Origin of the sequence: Bradyrhizobium shewense, from assembly GCF_900094605.1 — a bacterium.
Taxonomy (GTDB): Bacteria; Pseudomonadota; Alphaproteobacteria; order Rhizobiales; family Xanthobacteraceae; genus Bradyrhizobium; species Bradyrhizobium shewense.
The window spans coordinates 163,086-179,324 of the sequence record NZ_FMAI01000011.1; the positions used below are offsets into that span (position 1 = coordinate 163,086).

The following is a 16,239-nucleotide window of genomic DNA, read 5'->3' on the forward strand; positions in this document are numbered from 1 at the left end:
GCTGTTGCGACGCCGCCCCAAGCTGCCGCCGATTGCTTGCGCGGGGCTGGCGAGGCGGGAAGCCAGCTTCGCGCAAGGCTCGCCGGCTAGATATTCCCGGTGGGATTGGCGATGGAGCGGCGCGTTGGGCAGTTTCGTGGGGATTTTCATCACGGTAGCGGCGCTGCTCGGCGGATTTGCCGCCATGGGCGGGCATCTGGCCGTGCTCATGCAGCCGTGGGAGTTCGTCATCATCATGGGGACCGCGGTCGGCACCTTCATCGTCGCCAATCCGTGGAAGACGGTGGTGGATACCGGGGTTGCCTGCATGCAGGCCATCACCGGCGCGGTGCCCGGCCAACGCTACTACCTTGATCTGCTCGGCGCGCTCCACGCCCTGATGCGAGAGCTCAGGGGCAAGGGCCGCAACGAAGTCGAGGCCCATATCGACGATCCCGCGTCCTCCGAGATATTCAAGGCGTTTCCGAGCGTGCTCGGAGACCCCTCGCTGCTCCAGTTCATCTGCGACTACGTCCGCCTCATCATCATGGGCAACGCGCGCACGCACGAGATCGAGGCGCTGATGGACGAGGAGATCCACACCATCGTGAAGAGCAAGCTGGCGCCCTATCATGCGCTGGTGACGGTGTCCGAGGCGCTGCCGGCGCTGGGCATCGTCGCCGCGGTGCTCGGCGTCATCAAGGCCATGGGCGCGCTCGACCAGTCGCCGAAGCTGCTCGGCGGCTTCATCGGCGCGGCCCTGGTCGGCACCTTCGCCGGCATCTTCCTGTCCTACGGCGTCCTTTCGCCCTTCGCGATCAAGATCAAGATGACGCGCGAGAAAAAGTGCCGGCCCTACATCATCGTCAAGCAGACGCTGCTGGCGTTCATGAACGGCGCCATGCCGCAGATCGCCGTCGAGCACGGCCGCAAGATGATCGCGAGCACCGAGCGGCCGTCGATCGACGTCGTCGAGAACGAGACCATCGCAGGTCCCAAGGCCGTCGTCACCGAGCCCGAACCCAAGGCTGCCCGCGCATGATGATGGAAGACGTCGAGGTCGATCAGCGCAAGCAGCTGCCGAACTATTTGCTGGACGCGGCCGGCATATCGATCGAACGCATGCCGATGCTCAATGTGATCTTCGATCGCATGGCGGCATCGTGTACCGACAGCCTGCAGCCGATGGCGGGAACGCCGTGCTATTTCTCGGTCAACGGCATCACCAACGATCCTCTCGGCGACATTATCAAGGACTATGAGGGCAACGCGGTCGCGGCGGTGCTCTATGCCGAGCAGTGGGACTCGCGCGTCATCATCATGCTGGACCGCGACTTCGTGTTTACGATGGTCGAGGCGATGTTCGGATCCGACGGCGCGGAACCGCCGCTCGATGTCGAACGCACGTTCTCGAACATCGAGATTCGCCTGGTCCAGGCGCTGTTCGAACGGTTCGCCAAGGCGCTGCAGAGCGCCTTTGCCGGCACGTCAAACGTCACCTTCCGCGTCGAGCGGGTCGAGACGGCGATGGCCTCGCTGGCGATCGGGCGCGCCAGCAACATGTCGATCTGCGCGAACATGATGGTGCAGGCACTCTACCGCGGCGGCCAGATGTTCCTGATCATTCCGCACTCCGCGCTCAATCCGCTGCGGCAGAAGCTCGCTCACGTCGTCGTCAGCGACGGCCGGGCGACCGATCCGCGCTGGCGCGAGCAGATGGAGAGCGAGGTTCACCGCACCGAGGTGACGCTGAGCGCGGTGCTCGACGAGAAGATGATTTCGCTCGAGGACGTCGTGAAATTCAAGGTGGGGCAGGTGCTCGAGCTGGAGGCGACGCCGCGCACGCTGGCGCGTCTCGAGAGCAACAACCAGGTGCTGTTCTGGTGCCAGATCGGCCAGCTCGATGGCTATTACGCCATGCAGGTGGCCGATCCCGTCGATCAGAAACGGGAGTTCGTCGATGATATCCTATCTCGTTGATGCCGTGCTGTTGATCGCGCTCGCCTTCACCAGCATGCGGGTGACCCGGATGCACCGCGAGCTGGCGCGGCTGCGCAGCTACCAGGGCGAATTCTCCACCATCGTCCACGAGACCGCGGGCGCCTTCGACACTGTCATCACCGCGGCGCATGATTCCACAGCCAATCTCGGACGGCTCGCCAACGTGCTGACCACCAAGATCGATCAGGCCCATGAGGCGATCGCAGCACTCGATGCGAGGAGCGGGCTCACGTCGGCCGCGACCGCAGGCGGCGCTGAGGTGAACAAGCACTGAAGCGAGAGCCGGCAGAACCAATACGAGCGGAACGCCAAGGCGCTCCGGGAGCGGAAATACCAAGAGGCGATACCAGATGGCGCAATCCTTCGACTATGAGTCTGCCACACGAGCACCGGCCGCCGACGAGGGCCATACCGAAGCGTCTCCGTTGGAGCGGCTGGCGGAGATCGCCGCGCGCACGGCGGAGGAGAGCGGCAAGTTCGCCAACGTCGATGCCATCCTGCGCATTCCGGTCACCATGCAGGTGGTGCTGGGATCGGCGACCATTCCGGTGGCAAACCTGATGAAGCTCGGGCGCGGCGCGGTGGTTCCGCTCGACCACCGGGTGGGCGAGCCCGTCGACGTCGTTGTCAACGGCCGCATCGTCGCCCGCGGCGAGGTGGTCGTCGTCGAAGAGGACAATTCCCGCTTCGGCGTCTCGCTCACGGAGATCGTCGGTCCCTTGGGGCAGGGTGACAGCTGACCATGGCGGCACAGGTCGGCATCGCTCCCGTAAAACAGCGAGGCGTTGCCACGCTGGGCGGTACGGAAAAGGTCGCGGCGCTCCTGCTGGCCATGGGCCGGCAGGCGGCCGCGAGCGTGCTTGCGCAATTCGAGCCGCAGGACATTCGCATCGTTACCAAGGCCGCGGCCGAGCTGCGGCCGATCACGGCGCAAGAACTCGAATCCATCGTCGAGGAGTTCGCCCAGCAATTCTCGATGGGCGCGAACATTCTCGGCACCCTCGGTGGCTTGGAGGCGGTGCTCGGCGACGTGCTTCCAGCCGACCAGGTGTCGGCGATCATGTCGGACCTGCTCGGCAATTCGAGCCGGTCGGTGTGGGACCGTGTCTCGTCGGTGTCCGAGAACTCGCTCGCGAGCTACCTGTCTAAGGAGCATCCGCAGACCGCGGCGCTGATCCTGTCCAAGGTCAAGCCGGCCTGCGCCGCCAAGGTCATGAGCCAGCTGCCCTCGAGCCTGCGCAACGAACTGATGCGGCGCGTACTGAGCCTCAAGCCGATCGCCGACGACGCCATGAGGGTGCTCGAGAAGACACTGCACGAGGATCTGACGCTGAACTTCGCCCGCAACCTCGGCGCCGACACCTACGCCCGCGTCGCCGACATCATCAACAAGATGGAGCGCGGACATATCGAGGACATGCTGAAGAGCCTGTCGGAGAAGCGGCCGAAGTCGGCCGAAGTGCTGAAGGAGCTGCTGTTCACCTTCGACGACGTCATCAACCTGGCGCCGAAGGCGCGCACCATGATCTTCGACCAGGTGCCGACCGATCGTATCGTCGTCGCGCTGAAGGGCACCGACAAGCATTTCCGCGAACTGATCCTGTCCGCGGTCGCCTCGCGCGTCCGCCGCGTCGTCGAGCACGAGCTCGCCATCGGCGAGCCGTCGAACCAGCGCGATGTGCTGGAGGCGCGCCGCGTCATCACCGACCTGGCGCTCGACCTCGCGGAGAAGGGCGAAATCGAGCTCAACCCCGACCAGGAGGATGAGCTGGTCTTCCGCTGACCGCTGAACGGGCATGGCAGAATCATCCGATCAGGAGAGCAAGACAGAAGAGCCGACCGAGAAGAAAGTCCGTGATGCGCTCGAACAGGGCAAGATCCCGGTCTCTCGGGAGGCCTCTATTTTCGCCTCGATGGCCGCGCTGATGGTCATTCAGGCGTTCCTGATCGGCCAGGGCGTGCAGCAATTGACGCCGACGTTGAAGAACCTCCTGGACGATCCCGAGGGCTTCCCGCTCTCGACCGGCGCGGACGCACAGAACCTGCTCACCGTGGTCGGTCTCGAGGCGCTGCGCTTCCTGGTGCCGCTGGTCGTCACCCTCGGCGCGTTCGGACTCGCCGCCTCGCTGCTGCAAAACGCACCGCGTCTGGTGCTGGAGCGCATCAAGCCCGACCTGTCGCGAATCTCACCGATCAGCGGCTGGAGCCGGCTGTTCGGAACGCAGGGACTGGTCGAGTTCGCCAAGTCGCTGTTCAAGCTGGCCGCCGTGACCTCCGTGGTTGCCTTCGTGCTGCGCGCGTCGGAGGCGAAGGCGTTCGAGGCGATGTACACCGATCCGGTTGCGCTGCCGGAGATGATCCTCAATATCGCGATGCGGATCGTCTCGGCAATCTGCATCGCGACCATCGTCCTGGTGGCGATCGATCTCGCCTGGGCGCGCTTCCACTGGCGGCGCCAACTACGCATGACCAAGCAGGAGATCAAGGACGAGCACAAGCAGGCGGAAGGCGACCCGCTGATCAAGGCGCGCCTGCGCTCGCTGGCGCGCGACCGCTCGCGGCAGCGGATGATTGCATCCGCATCGCGCGCGACGCTGGTGATCGCGAACCCGACGCACTTCGCGATCGCGTTGCGCTACAAGCGCGAGGAAAATCCGGCGCCGCTCGTGGTGGCCAAGGGCATGGACGTGATCGCGCTGAAGATCCGCGAGGTCGCCGAGCAGAACCGGATTCCCGTGATCGAGAACAAAGCGCTGGCGCGCGCACTCTACGAGGCGGTCCAGGTCGATCAGGTGATTCCGGCGGAATTCTTCCGCCCCGTGGCCGAGATCATCTACTTCCTCCAGTCGAAGCAGGCGTCGCGCACCGAGAAGGTCCAGTAGAATTGCGAGGACGACGTCCGGCCCAACAGCTTGACGAAAGCTTAACGCCCTAGGCTTCTCCCGAATGGACCAGAACGGGGCTGTCGTGGGACCGCTTTATCTCTTCGAACTCGCATCGTCGCAGGCGCGGTACCTCGAACTCCGCCAGTCGACCATCGCCACCAACGTCGCCAACGCCAACACGCCCGGTTTCAAGGCGCGCGACGTCGAGCCCTTCAACAAGGTGCTCGACGGCATGCCGGTGAGGCTTGCCATGACGTCGCCGTCGCACATGCAGCTGGCCGCGGCCGAGACCGACACGCGGGCGACCGCGAAGAAGGACAGCTGGGAAGTGGTTCACTCCGGCAATTCGGTCAGCCTCGAGCAGGAAATGATCAAGGGCAGCGACGTCAGTCGCGATTACTCGATGAACTCGGCAGTCGTGCGGTCGTTTCACCGCATGCTGCTGTCGAGCGCGAAGAGCTGAGGTGAATTGAGATGCTGGACTCACTGCAAGCGTCATTGACGGTCGCGAGCTCCGGGCTCGAAGCGCAGTCGACGCGTATGCGCATCGTTTCTGAGAATCTCGCGAACGCGACCTCGACGGGGCGTGCCGCCGGCGCCGATCCGTATCAGCGCAAGACCATCACCTTCGATGCCGCCATGGACCGCGCCTCGGGCGCGCAGCTGGCGAAGGTCAAGGAGATCGGGGTCGACACCACGCCGTACCGCGTGGAGTACGACCCGGGACATCCCGCTGCCGACAAGGCCGGCTACGTCAAGCTGCCGAACGTCAACATGATGATCGAGATGGCCGACATGCGGGAAGTCAACCGGTCCTATGAAGCCAATCTCCAGGTCGTGAAACAGGTGAGGTCGATGCTCGGCATGACCATCGACCTCTTGAGGAGCTGACAATGCTTGAGGCAATTTCATCCACTGCGATTTCCGCTGGGCAAGCGGCGAGCCGTGCGACCGAGGCGCAGGCCATCTCGCCGGCGGCGCCGACCGCCATTCAGTCCACCGACGATGTCGGGTTCGAATCGGTGATGAAGCAGGTGACGACCGACGCGATCGGGACGCTCAAGGCAGGCGAAGCGGCGTCGATCTCGGCGATGCAGGGCAAGGAATCTACCCGGAAAGTCGTGGAGGCGCTGATGTCGGCCGAGCAGGCCCTGCAGACGGCGGTCGCGGTTCGCGACAAGGTCGTGCAGGCCTATCAAGAAGTCGTCCGGATGTCGATTTGATCTGAAGGAATGAAGCTGTGAAATCGCTCGCCATTGCGGCCACGGGCATGAACGCCCAGCAGACCAACATCGAAGTCATCGCGAACAACATCGCCAACATCAACTCGACGTCGTACAAGCGCGCCCGCGCGGAGTTCACCGATCTGTTCTACCAGATGGACCGCATGCAGGGCGTCGCGAACGTCAACGGTTCGTCGCCGATCCCGGAAGGCGCCAATCTCGGTCTCGGCGTCAAGTCGGCGGCGATCCGCAAGCTGCACATCCAGGGCGCGCTGACGCAGACCGGCAACCCCTACGATATGGCGATCAACGGTCGCGGCTGGTTCCAGGTGCTCGGTCCGAACAACGAGGTGCAATACACCCGCGCGGGCTCGTTCAACACCAATGCCAACGGCCAACTGGTCACCATCGACGGCTATCTGCTGGATCCCGCGATCACAATACCGCAGGGCACGGTCGAGGTCACGGTCAACCAGACCGGCCAGGTCTTCGCCAAGCTGGATACCGAGGTGAACCCGCGCCAGATCGGCCAGCTCAACCTCGCCAACTTCGCCAACGAGGCGGGCCTCGAGCCGCTGGGCAGCAATCTCTACAAGGAGACCACGGCGTCGGGCACGCCGGTCGTTGGCCTGCCGGGCGATTCCGGATACGGCAAGATCAACCAGAAATGGCTCGAAGCCTCCAACGTCGACCCGGTCAAGGAGATCACCGAGTTGATCTCGGCGCAGCGCGCCTACGAAATGAACGCCAAGGTCATCCAGGCCTCGGACGAAATGGCCCAGACAGTATCGAAGGGCATGCGCTAGTTCCGGTGTCTCGATGTTGAACAGGGTGGGCCTGATCGTGCGCGGGTTGGCCGCCGTGCTGCTGGTTCTGGCTTCGGCGCGGCTCGCCGAGGCCGAAGAGAAGCGGCTTCCCGTGCCGGCGGTTTCGATCCGTGCCGGCGAGCTGATCCGGGACGACATGATCACCGAGCGCGCCTTCGCGCCGAGCTTGCTCGGCGTCGCCATGTTCATCGAAGGGCGCCAGGTCCTGGTCGGCCGCATGGCGCGGCGCGCGCTGCTGCCGGGCCAGCCCATCCCAACCAACTCGGTGGAAGACCCCTGGACCGTCGCCCGCGGCGCCATGGTCAAGGTCGTGGTGGAAGACAGCGGCCTGTCCATCGTCACTTACGGCTCGGCGATGCAGTCGGGTGCGTCCGGCGCGCTCATCCCGGTGCGCAACACGGATACCGGGGTGATCATCAGGGGCGTGGTCCAGCCCGACGGCACCGTGAAGGTCGTGGACGGGTCATGACCAGAATCCTGCTTGCGCTCGTCCTGCTGCTTTCGGCCGCCAGCGCCCATGCCGCCGTCCGCATCAAAGACATCGCGGACATCAAGGGTCTGCGCGAAAACCAGATCGTCGGCTACGGCCTCGTCATCGGCCTGAACGGCACCGGCGACACGCTTCGCAACGCTCCGTTCACGGAGCAGTCCCTGCAATCGATGCTCGAGAACATGGGCATCAACGTCAGGAACGAGACCACGAGCACCAACAATCCGACGCGTCCGACGACGCTGCGCACGCGCAACGTCGCGGCCGTGATGGTGACTGCTGACCTGACGCCCTCGATCGGGCCTGGCGAGCGCATGGACGTGACCGTGTCGTCACTCGGCGATGCGACGTCGCTTCTTGGCGGTACGCTGGTCATGACATCGATGCGCGCAGCGGATGGCGCCGTCTACGCGGTGGCGCAGGGCGCGATCACGGTGGCCGGTTACAGCGTCGGAGGCCAGGCGCAGAACGTCAGTCAGGGCACGCCGACGGCCGGGCGCATCCCGAACGGTGCGCTGGTCGAGCGCGAGGTGCAGGGAAGTCTCCACGAGATGGAGTTCCTGGTGCTGCAGCTGAAGAACCCCGACTTCGTCACCGCAACGCGCATCCTGGACGCCATCAACCGCTACGCCGGTGGACGCTACCGCGCGCAGATCGCCTTCGAGCGCGACTACCGTACCATCGTGCTGTCGAAGCCGCGCCACATCGGCCCTGTCCGCTTCCTTGCCGAGATCGGCGAACTGACGGTCGAACCTGATACGCCGGCACGGGTGGTGATCAACGAGCGCACCGGCACGGTCGTGATCGGGCGCGACGTGCGGATATCGACCGTGGCCGTGACGCACGGCAATCTGACGGTGCGTGTCACGGAGATGCCCGTGGTGTCGCAGCCGGCGCCGTTTTCGCGAGGGCAGACCGTGGTGGTCCCGCAGACCGTGGTCGAGGCCAACGAGGCCGGATCCCAGGTGGCGATCCTCAGCGGGGTCGATCTGCAGCGCCTGGTGCGCGGGTTGAACCAGATCGGCCTGAAACCGTCGGGCATCATCGCGATCCTGCAGGCAATCAAGACGGCTGGTGCGCTCCAGGCCGATGTCATCGTGCAATGATGCGCAAGCGTCGTGCAAGCTTGGTCGCTCAATGCTCGTGTCTCGAGCGAGAATCGCACGCGGCCCGATGCTGAAGCTGGATCACAAAGCCAAACTCCTCCTGCTGGTCGCGGCCTCGGCGCTCGCGAGCGCGTCGCCCGTGCTGGCCCTGGATGAGGCCAAGCAATCGAAGCCGCTCAACCTGCTCTCCTTCGCGCGCGCCCGCGCCTCCGGCCCGCAGAAGCCGCAGCCGGTCACGGCGATGCCTGGCGACAATGCGTCGATCCGGGCGACGGCTTGGGCGGCCGAAGACCAGGGACCTGCGACCACTGGCGCGGTGCCCGCTTCCGGGACGCCGGCGGCAGCACCTCCGCCAGCATCTCCACCGGCGCGTTCGGCCAAGCCCGGCAGCGTCACGGCACCGCCGAAACCTGCGCCGCCACAGGCCGCGGCATCCGCGGACAACGAAGTCGCCCTGTTCTGCAGCAACGTCGCCGATCCTGCCGTCGATGCAAGGCTGGCCTGGCAGCTCAAGGAGCTGGAAAAGGCCGAGAGCCTGCTGCGCGAGCGGATCGCCGAGGTCGAGGCCAAGCGCGTCGAATACGAAAAGTGGATGGCGTTGCGCGATGACTTCCTGAAGAAGGCCGAAGCCAGCGTCGTCGAGATCTATTCGCGCATGAAGCCCGAAGCCGCGGCGACCCAGATTGCCGGCATGGCGGACGAGACCGCCGCCGCCGTGCTCGCCAAGCTCAGCCCGAGGAATTCGAGCGCGATCTTCAACGAGATGGATACGGCACGCGCGGCGCACCTCGCCGACCTGCTTGGCGGAATGCGTCGCGTGGATGACGGAAAGACCAATAGATGAAAAAGCCGATCCTCATCCTCTCGCTCGTGCTGGCATCCGTGCCCTTGGCCGGATGCTTCCATGATCCGTCCGAGGTCCTGACCGGCCCGCAAATGTCGCCGGTCGGCAGCGGCCTGAGGACCCAGGCCGATCCGATCCCGGTGACGCCGCGCATGCGCACGCCTGTCAGCTATCGCTCGACCTGGGACGACGGCACCGACCTCTACCGCGATCCCCGCGCCCGGCGCACCGGCGACGTCGTGACCGTGATCATCTCGATGCAGGACAAGGCCAAGCTCGACAACAAGACCGGCCGCTCGCGCGATTCGCAGGTCAAGTTCGGGCTCGACTGGCTGATGGACGTCGCAGGGTGGAGCGACAAGGGATCGACCAACGCCAACCTCAGCACCAATACCCAGATCAAGGGCAACGGGCAGATCGATCGTACCGAGGATATCAAGCTCTCGATCGCGGCCATCGTCACCGACGTGTTGCCGAACGGCAATATGATGATCAGCGGCTCGCAGGAGTTTCGCGTCAACACGGAGATGCGCGTGCTCAACGTCGGCGGCATCGTGCGTCCGCGCGATATCTCGCGCACCAACACGATCTCCTACGAGAAGATCGCCGAGGCCCGCGTCTCCTATGGCGGTCGCGGAAATCTGTCCGACGTGCAGCAGCCTGGATGGGGACATCGGATCTATGACGCCGTGGCACCATTCTGAAGTTCGCGCCGGTCTGGCCGCATCGCGAGGGCAGGGGACGTGATGCGCCTGATTGGGGCCATCGTAGCGCTGACCCTTGTCGCGATCGGTGCGGGCGCGCTGGCCGGGCTGCATCTGTTCGCGGCCGCCGAGCGCGTCGCCGACGCGAAGAAGACCGCCACACCGCCGCCGCTTGCCTCGAGCTACGCCGGCAGCGCGCGGCTCAGGAAGCTGTCCCCGATCGTGACCAATCTCTCCGCGCCGGCCAACAACTGGGCCCGCATCGAAGCCTCCATGGTGACCGAGAGCATGAGCGACGAAGACGCCGGCATCCTGGCCGCCCACATCAGCGAGGACATCGTCACCTATCTGCGGTCGGCGACCGTGACCCAATTCGAGGGATCGCGCGGGCTTCAGCATCTGCGCGACGACCTGACCGACCGCGCCAATATCCGCTCGTCGGGCAAGGTGCGCGAATTGATCATTGAGACCCTGGTGATTCAGTGAGAGTGAAAATCCTGCCGCTCGCGTTGGTTCTGGTCGTGCTGCCCGAAGTGGCGCTCGCTCAGATTCCGGACCTCAACTCGCTGCTGCCGCCCGGAAACGGCTCGACCAGCGGCCGGATCATCCAGCTGATGGCGCTGATCACGGTGCTGTCGGTGGCGCCGGGACTGCTCATCATGGTGACGAGTTTCACGCGATTTGCGGTGGCGCTGTCGTTCCTGCGCGCCGGTCTTGGCCTGCAGACCACGCCGGCCAATCTGGTGCTGATCAGCCTCGCGCTGTTCATGACCTTCTACGTGATGGCGCCGACCTTCGACCGCGCCTGGGAGACCGGCGTCCAGCCGCTGATGAAGAACGAGATCTCGGAAGAGCAGGCCTATCTGAAGATCACGGATCCGTTCCGCGAGTTCATGCTGGCTCATGTCCGCGACAAGGATCTGCAGACCTTCGAGTCGCTCGCCGCGGAGAGCTTTCGCAAGAAGTTCGACGACAAGCGCGTCGATTTGCGCGTCATCATCCCGGCCTTCATGATCTCCGAGCTGAGGCGTTCGTTCGAGATCGGATTTCTCATCATCCTGCCGTTCCTTGTCATCGACATGATCGTGGCGACGCTGACGATGTCGATGGGCATGATGATGATGCCGCCGACGATCCTGGCGCTGCCGTTCAAGATGCTGTTCTTCGTGCTGATCGACGGCTGGAATCTGCTCGCCTCCGGACTTGTGCGGTCGTTCTCGTAACGGCGGCGATCGTCGGCCCGGCTCGTTATGGTTAGCGGAAAGTAATATTAACCATATGATATTGCTGAGGAATTCAAGCCGATCTTAATCCGCCGGCAAGATTCGACGTGTTAGCAAGGCGTCACGGCGGGTTGGACCTCACCCATATCGGTCCAAAGGCATGATGCCGCCCCTCCGTACCGGTGCAAGTCCGGTATGTCCCCTGATGAAAATGTAACGCGTACATAAAGGGACATTCGCAATGTCAAGCCTGCTCACGAACTCGTCCGCCATGACCGCGCTCCAGACCCTGCGGTCTGTCAGCTCGCAACTCTCCACCACGCAGAGCCGGATCTCCACCGGCCAGCGCGTGGCTACCGCCGCGGACAACGCCGCCTACTGGTCGATCGCGACCTCGATGCGCGCCGACAACGCCGCGCTCTCCGCCGTCTCCGACTCGCTCGGTCTGTCGGCCGCGACCGTCGACACCGAGTACACCGCTCTGAACAAGGTCCTCGGCGACAGCAACTCCGGCCTGACCAAGCTCCAGTCGCTGCTGGTCGAAGCCAAGACCGCCGGTATCGATCGCAGCAAGATCCAGTCGGAAATCACCCAGATTCAGCAGGACATGAAGAACGTCGCCAGCGCGGCGACCTTCAACGGCGTCAACTGGCTGAGCACGAACGCCTCCACGCCGACGACCGTCAATCTCGTGTCGTCGTTCTCGCGTGTCGGCTCCACGCCGACCACCAGCTCGATCACGGTGACCGTCGCCAACTACTCGCTCTACACTTCGAGCACGAGTGGTATCCTCGACACGGTGAGCGGCAGCGCGTCGGTCGACAGCCTCAACATCGGTGCACTGACCGACTCGTCTGTTGACCAGACCATTCTCGATGGTTACATCGCGAAGGTCACCGCAGCGATCGGCACGGTGTCTTCGGGCGCCGCCAACCTCGGCGCCATCAAGAACCGTATCTCGAACAACTCGGAGTTCGTGAAGTCGCTGATGGACTCGGTGGATCGCGGTATCGGCCAGCTCGTCGACGCCGACATGAACCAGGAGTCCACCCGCCTGGCGGCCCTCCAGGTCCAGCAGCAGCTCGGTGTTCAGGCGCTCTCGATCGCCAACAACAACAGCCAGAGCATCCTGTCGCTGTTCCGCTAAGCCTTTAGACGATCTCGGGAGGGCCGCGCTTCTCGCGAAGCGCGGCCCTTTCGTTTGCCCGACGCGCGCACCGTGATTTCGGCTGCCCTGTTGCAGCGGGGGCACGGTGCCACAAGCCCCGCACAAGCTTCGCTGGCTAGTCTCGCCGCTACGACGGATTGGGTTTACGCGCATTTCCGCAGCCCAAAGGCATGATGCCGCCCTGTCGTACCGGTGCAAGCCCGGTATGTCCCCATCCAATCTGTTTTCAAAAGGACATCAAAGATGGCTTCCAGCCTGCTTACCAACTCCGCTGCAATGACTGCGCTCCAGACCCTCCGGAATGTCAGCGCCAGCCTGCAGACGACCGAAAACCGGATCTCCACCGGCCAGCGCGTCTCGACCGCTTCGGACAACTCGGCCTATTGGTCGATCGCGACCTCGATGCGCGCCGACAACGCCGCGCTCTCCGCCGTCTCCGACTCGCTCGGTCTGTCGGCTGCGACCGTCGACACCGAATACACCGCTCTGAACAAGGTCATCGGCGACCAGAACTCCGGCCTGACCAAGCTCCAGGCGCTGCTGGTCGAAGCCAAGACCGCCGGTATCGACCGCAAGAAGATCCAGTCGGAAATCACCCAGATCCAGCAGGACATGAAGAACGTGGCCAATGCGGCGACGTTCAACGGCGTTAACTGGCTGAGCACCAACGCCTCCACCCCGGCGACGGTCAACCTGGTGTCGTCGTTCTCGCGCGTCGGCGCCACGCCGACGATCAACACCATCACGGTGACGGTCGCCAACTACTCGCTCTACACCTCGAGCACGAGTGGTATCCTCGATACCGTGAGCGGCAGCGCGTCGGTCGACAGCCTCAACATCGGTGCGCTGACCGACTCGACGGCCGACCAGACCACGATCGATACCTACATCGCGCAGGTCACCGCCGCGATCAACACGGTCAGCCAGTCCGCCGCCAACCTCGGCGCCATCAAGAACCGCATCTCGAACAACACTGAGTTCGTGAAGTCGCTGATGGACTCGGTGGATCGTGGTATCGGCCAGCTCGTCGACGCCGACATGAACGCGGAATCGACCCGGCTCCAGGCGCTGCAGACCCAGCAGCAGCTCGGCGTTCAGGCGCTCTCGATCGCCAACCAGAACAGCCAGAGCATCCTGTCGCTGTTCCGCGGCTAAGCGGCGCTTTCGAAAACGACCGTGCTCCCTTAAGGGAGCACGGTCCCCGCCGTGACCGGCGGACGCGGCACAAGTCGTCCGCAATCGATCTCCCGACGTTGAATTTCATGCGACGCGCAGCGGCCGATCGTGCGGCCAGGCGTCCCGGCGTGCGTTGCCGCCGACCTGATTGCGTCGCCAGGGCTTCTCGTAAAATAGGCCTTCTTGTAAAATTGCAACGCCTCGCCTGCGAACTGACACATTCGTGTCCTCGCGCAACCTTCAGACAAGGTTGGCAGCGGAGTGTCCCGTACGTTCGCATTGGTACGAGGTCATATGCTCAGTCGTGCGCAGGTACAGCAACTGCTCAACAATCTGCTGGAGCTTGGGCCGCGACGCCTGATGGCCCTGGGCCTGATCGGTTTTGCCGTTCTCGTGACCGTCGTCGGCGGCGCATACTATCTGAGCCGACCTGAATTCGAGACGCTCTATACCGGCCTCACCCGCGAAGACGTGACGCGCATGGGCGCCGCGCTGCGCGAGCAGAACATCACCTTCGACGTCAATACGGCCGGCGACGCGCTCTCGGTGCGCCCGAGCCAGACTATGCAGGCGCGGATGCTGCTGGCCGAGAAGGGGCTGCCGACCAGCGCCAATTCCGGCTACGAGCTGTTCGACAAGATCGGCTCGCTCGGCCTGACCTCGTTCATGCAGGAGGTCACCAAGCTCCGGGCGCTGGAAGGCGAGATCGCGCGCACGGTGCAGTTGATGAAGGGCGTCAAGGCGGCGCGGGTGCATATCGTGCTGCCGGTGCGCGGCTCGTTCCGCGCGACGCAACAGCCGCCTTCGGCATCGGTCGTGCTGCGCACCGACGGCGCGATCGAGGCCCGCACGGCGCAGTCGATCCGCCATCTCGTCGCCGCCGCCATTCCAGGCATGAACCGGGACAAAGTGACGGTGCTGGATGCCGACGGCTCGATGCTGCTCGCCGAAGAGGACGAGGCGACCGCTGCCCCGACCAAGATGGCGAGCCTGCAGAAGACGGTCGGCGGCATGGTGCAGGAGAACATCCGCAAGGCGCTGACGCCCTATCTGGGCCTCGACAATTTCGAAGTCAGCGTCGCACCACAGCTCTCCACCGACAAGCGGCAGATCAACGAGACCGTCTACGATCCGGAAAGCCGGGCCGAGCGTTCGGTGCGGAACGTGCGCGAGAAGGAATCCTCGCAGAACGCCGACCGTTCGACGCCGACCACGGTGCAGCAGAACCTTCCCGATCAACAGGTCAACGCCGGCGGCGGCAAGAACTCCAGCGAGGACAAGACCCGCCGCGAGGACGTCACCAACTTCGAGGTCTCGTCCAAGACCACGACGACGGTGAGCGACGGCTATTCGGTGAAGAAGCTCTTCATCGCCGTCCTGGTCAATCGGGCGCGGCTGGTCGCCGATCTCGGCGACAAGAGCAACCAGGCCATCGTCGACAGCAAGCTCGCCGAGATCAGCCAGCTCGCGGCGACGGCCGGCGGACTGGACAAGCAGCGCGGCGACCAGATCCAGGTGACGGCCGTCGACTTCATCGAGGGCTCGCGCGAGATGGCGCCGGTGCCACCGATCAGCTTCGTCGAGATGATCAACAAGCAGCTCGGCAGCGTCATCAACGCGGTGACGATCCTGGCCGTTGCGTCGATGCTGGTCTGGTTTGGCTTGCGGCCGGCGGTCAACGGTATTCTGACCCATCGCGCGGAGCAGGAGCAGGTGGAGGCCGCCGAGGCGGCTGAGATCGAGGCTGCTGCGGCCCTTGCATTGGCCGAGAGTCAGGACCCCGAGCTCAATCTCGTCGAAGATCTCGAAGGCAAGATGCAGCGAACGCCGCAGAAGCGACTGGAGCAGATCGTCCGGCTCGACCAGGCGCAAGCCGCAGCGATCCTTAAAGACTGGATGCGACGCGAGGAGGCGGCATGAACGCGGCAATCGGAAAATTCCTGACGCAGTTCGACGCGAACGGCCGGGTCAAATCGCCGCCGCCTCCGCCGCCCAGGATCCAGGACGTGCTGACGAGGCCGAAGGAGGTCATGCGCGAGCCTCCGCCGCAGCCCCAGGCCCATTCGCAGCCGCTGCCGCAGTCGCCGTCTCCAGCGCTGAAGGCGGAAGCCCCGCCAGCCAATCTCCTGGACGACGCCTACCGCCGCGGCCATGCGGCCGGCGTCGCGGAAGGCGAGGCCAGGCTTGCCGAGGAGCGCGTCCGCAGCGCGATCCGTCTCGGCGAAGAGCGCGCCAAATGGAACGACCAGCAGGCAGTCGCGATCGTCAGCGGCTTCGAGACGGCTTGCCGCGAGATCGAGACCAACATCGCAAGCTCCGTGGCGCGGATATTACTGCCGTTCCTCACCGAGGCGGTCCGCGACAAGGCGATCGGATCGCTGGTCGAGCAGATCGCGGCGCTGACCGGCAACTCGCCGGTGCCGGCGTTCAAGGTCACCGGCCCGAGCGAGCTGCTCGACCTCGTGAAGACGCAGCTCGAGACGTCCAGGCGCACCGGCATCGAGTACGAGGCCGCCGACACCTTGGAGGTTCGCGTCGTGGCCGACCAGACCGTGATCGAGACGCAGATCACGGCTTGGAGCGAACGCCTGAAGGAAGCACGCCGGTAACCCG

The 16,239-nt window shown here is 64.5% G+C and carries 20 protein-coding genes; all 20 read left to right on the plus strand.

Annotated elements, in window-relative coordinates:
* Positions 1-124 precede the first annotated feature (124 nt).
* The 20 genes from motA to GA0061098_RS21965 all read left to right on the plus strand — a co-directional run bounded on the left by motA (position 125) and on the right by GA0061098_RS21965 (position 16,235).
* Positions 125-1,021 carry a flagellar motor stator protein MotA gene (gene motA / locus GA0061098_RS21870; protein WP_028145751.1) on the plus strand — a complete coding sequence of 299 codons (897 nt, stop codon included), beginning with the start codon at positions 125-127 and terminating at the stop codon, positions 1,019-1,021.
* Complete coding sequence (locus tag GA0061098_RS21875) at positions 1,018-1,959, plus strand: flagellar motor switch protein FliM (protein ID WP_028145750.1); 942 nt, start codon at positions 1,018-1,020, stop codon at positions 1,957-1,959. The genes motA and GA0061098_RS21875 overlap by 4 nt, the downstream gene beginning before the upstream one ends.
* Positions 1,940-2,254, plus strand: coding sequence for a hypothetical protein (locus GA0061098_RS21880; RefSeq protein WP_091960813.1), 315 nt, complete (start codon positions 1,940-1,942; stop codon positions 2,252-2,254). The genes GA0061098_RS21875 and GA0061098_RS21880 overlap by 20 nt, the downstream gene beginning before the upstream one ends.
* 76 nt (positions 2,255-2,330) lie before the next feature.
* A complete protein-coding gene (gene fliN, locus GA0061098_RS21885; RefSeq protein WP_091960816.1) occupies positions 2,331-2,720 on the plus strand; it encodes a flagellar motor switch protein FliN in 390 nt (129 codons plus the stop codon).
* Between the two features lie 2 nt (positions 2,721-2,722).
* Entirely contained in the window at positions 2,723-3,763 is a 1,041-nt protein-coding gene (locus GA0061098_RS21890) for a flagellar motor switch protein FliG (RefSeq protein ID WP_091960819.1), read from the plus strand.
* 13 nt (positions 3,764-3,776) lie between these two features.
* Positions 3,777-4,862: a flagellar biosynthesis protein FlhB gene (gene flhB / locus GA0061098_RS21895; RefSeq protein ID WP_038970828.1), complete on the plus strand. Its 1,086-nt coding sequence runs from the start codon at positions 3,777-3,779 to the stop codon at positions 4,860-4,862.
* Positions 4,863-4,926: 64 nt separating this feature from the next.
* Complete coding sequence (gene flgB / locus GA0061098_RS21900) at positions 4,927-5,328, plus strand: flagellar basal body rod protein FlgB (protein ID WP_091960822.1); 402 nt, start codon at positions 4,927-4,929, stop codon at positions 5,326-5,328.
* A gap of 11 nt (positions 5,329-5,339) precedes the next feature.
* Positions 5,340-5,756, plus strand: a complete 417-nt coding sequence (flgC, locus tag GA0061098_RS21905; RefSeq protein ID WP_074120477.1) for a flagellar basal body rod protein FlgC — start codon at positions 5,340-5,342, stop codon at positions 5,754-5,756.
* Positions 5,757-5,758: 2 nt separating this feature from the next.
* Positions 5,759-6,088, plus strand: a complete 330-nt coding sequence (gene fliE / locus GA0061098_RS21910) for a flagellar hook-basal body complex protein FliE (RefSeq protein ID WP_018318440.1) — start codon at positions 5,759-5,761, stop codon at positions 6,086-6,088.
* A 17-nt stretch (positions 6,089-6,105) separates the two neighbouring features.
* Entirely contained in the window at positions 6,106-6,894 is a 789-nt protein-coding gene (gene flgG / locus GA0061098_RS21915; protein WP_018318441.1) for a flagellar basal-body rod protein FlgG, read from the plus strand.
* Positions 6,895-6,907: 13 nt separating this feature from the next.
* On the plus strand, positions 6,908-7,384 hold the full coding sequence (gene flgA, locus GA0061098_RS21920) for a flagellar basal body P-ring formation chaperone FlgA (RefSeq protein ID WP_091960825.1): 477 nt from the start codon (positions 6,908-6,910) through the stop codon (positions 7,382-7,384).
* Positions 7,381-8,511 (plus strand): flagellar basal body P-ring protein FlgI, encoded by a 1,131-nt coding sequence (gene flgI / locus GA0061098_RS21925; protein ID WP_091960828.1) that lies wholly within the window; start codon positions 7,381-7,383, stop codon positions 8,509-8,511. Before flgA ends, flgI begins: the two co-directional genes overlap by 4 nt.
* A 67-nt stretch (positions 8,512-8,578) precedes the next feature.
* Positions 8,579-9,355 (plus strand): MotE family protein, encoded by a 777-nt coding sequence (locus GA0061098_RS21930; RefSeq protein WP_165637518.1) that lies wholly within the window; start codon positions 8,579-8,581, stop codon positions 9,353-9,355.
* Positions 9,352-10,059: a flagellar basal body L-ring protein FlgH gene (gene flgH, locus GA0061098_RS21935; RefSeq protein ID WP_091960834.1), complete on the plus strand. Its 708-nt coding sequence runs from the start codon at positions 9,352-9,354 to the stop codon at positions 10,057-10,059. Before GA0061098_RS21930 ends, flgH begins: the two co-directional genes overlap by 4 nt.
* A gap of 42 nt (positions 10,060-10,101) precedes the next feature.
* Positions 10,102-10,545, plus strand: coding sequence for a flagellar basal body-associated FliL family protein (locus tag GA0061098_RS21940; protein WP_165637519.1), 444 nt, complete (start codon positions 10,102-10,104; stop codon positions 10,543-10,545).
* Positions 10,542-11,282 (plus strand): flagellar type III secretion system pore protein FliP, encoded by a 741-nt coding sequence (fliP, locus tag GA0061098_RS21945; protein ID WP_091960840.1) that lies wholly within the window; start codon positions 10,542-10,544, stop codon positions 11,280-11,282. Before GA0061098_RS21940 ends, fliP begins: the two co-directional genes overlap by 4 nt.
* A gap of 241 nt (positions 11,283-11,523) precedes the next feature.
* Positions 11,524-12,429: a flagellin N-terminal helical domain-containing protein gene (locus GA0061098_RS21950; RefSeq protein WP_091960843.1), complete on the plus strand. Its 906-nt coding sequence runs from the start codon at positions 11,524-11,526 to the stop codon at positions 12,427-12,429.
* Positions 12,430-12,693: 264 nt separating this feature from the next.
* Positions 12,694-13,605: a flagellin N-terminal helical domain-containing protein gene (locus tag GA0061098_RS21955; RefSeq protein WP_091960846.1), complete on the plus strand. Its 912-nt coding sequence runs from the start codon at positions 12,694-12,696 to the stop codon at positions 13,603-13,605.
* A 315-nt stretch (positions 13,606-13,920) separates the two neighbouring features.
* The gene (fliF, locus tag GA0061098_RS21960; RefSeq protein WP_165637520.1) at positions 13,921-15,546 is read left to right on the plus strand and encodes a flagellar basal-body MS-ring/collar protein FliF; all 1,626 of its coding nucleotides are present in this window, start codon (positions 13,921-13,923) and stop codon (positions 15,544-15,546) included.
* Positions 15,543-16,235 (plus strand): hypothetical protein, encoded by a 693-nt coding sequence (locus tag GA0061098_RS21965; RefSeq protein WP_091960853.1) that lies wholly within the window; start codon positions 15,543-15,545, stop codon positions 16,233-16,235. Before fliF ends, GA0061098_RS21965 begins: the two co-directional genes overlap by 4 nt.
* The last annotated feature ends 4 nt before the right edge of the window (positions 16,236-16,239 follow it).

Excerpts from the sequence above, each read along its gene's own strand:
- GA0061098_RS21875 (WP_028145750.1), top strand. The coding sequence starts at position 1,018 with ATGATGATGGAAGACGTCGAGGTCGATCAGCGCAAGCAGCTGCCGAAC.
- GA0061098_RS21880 (WP_091960813.1), top strand. The coding sequence starts at position 1,940 with ATGATATCCTATCTCGTTGATGCCGTGCTGTTGATCGCGCTCGCCTTC.
- fliN (WP_091960816.1), top strand. The coding sequence starts at position 2,331 with ATGGCGCAATCCTTCGACTATGAGTCTGCCACACGAGCACCGGCCGCC.
- GA0061098_RS21890 (WP_091960819.1), top strand. The coding sequence starts at position 2,723 with ATGGCGGCACAGGTCGGCATCGCTCCCGTAAAACAGCGAGGCGTTGCC.
- flhB (WP_038970828.1), top strand. The coding sequence starts at position 3,777 with ATGGCAGAATCATCCGATCAGGAGAGCAAGACAGAAGAGCCGACCGAG.
- flgB (WP_091960822.1), top strand. The coding sequence starts at position 4,927 with ATGGACCAGAACGGGGCTGTCGTGGGACCGCTTTATCTCTTCGAACTC.
- flgC (WP_074120477.1), top strand. The coding sequence starts at position 5,340 with ATGCTGGACTCACTGCAAGCGTCATTGACGGTCGCGAGCTCCGGGCTC.
- fliE (WP_018318440.1), top strand. The coding sequence starts at position 5,759 with ATGCTTGAGGCAATTTCATCCACTGCGATTTCCGCTGGGCAAGCGGCG.
- flgA (WP_091960825.1), top strand. The coding sequence starts at position 6,908 with ATGTTGAACAGGGTGGGCCTGATCGTGCGCGGGTTGGCCGCCGTGCTG.
- flgI (WP_091960828.1), top strand. The coding sequence starts at position 7,381 with ATGACCAGAATCCTGCTTGCGCTCGTCCTGCTGCTTTCGGCCGCCAGC.
- GA0061098_RS21930 (WP_165637518.1), top strand. The coding sequence starts at position 8,579 with ATGCTGAAGCTGGATCACAAAGCCAAACTCCTCCTGCTGGTCGCGGCC.
- flgH (WP_091960834.1), top strand. The coding sequence starts at position 9,352 with ATGAAAAAGCCGATCCTCATCCTCTCGCTCGTGCTGGCATCCGTGCCC.
- GA0061098_RS21940 (WP_165637519.1), top strand. The coding sequence starts at position 10,102 with ATGCGCCTGATTGGGGCCATCGTAGCGCTGACCCTTGTCGCGATCGGT.
- GA0061098_RS21950 (WP_091960843.1), top strand. The coding sequence starts at position 11,524 with ATGTCAAGCCTGCTCACGAACTCGTCCGCCATGACCGCGCTCCAGACC.
- GA0061098_RS21955 (WP_091960846.1), top strand. The coding sequence starts at position 12,694 with ATGGCTTCCAGCCTGCTTACCAACTCCGCTGCAATGACTGCGCTCCAG.
- fliF (WP_165637520.1), top strand. The coding sequence starts at position 13,921 with ATGCTCAGTCGTGCGCAGGTACAGCAACTGCTCAACAATCTGCTGGAG.
- GA0061098_RS21965 (WP_091960853.1), top strand. The coding sequence starts at position 15,543 with ATGAACGCGGCAATCGGAAAATTCCTGACGCAGTTCGACGCGAACGGC.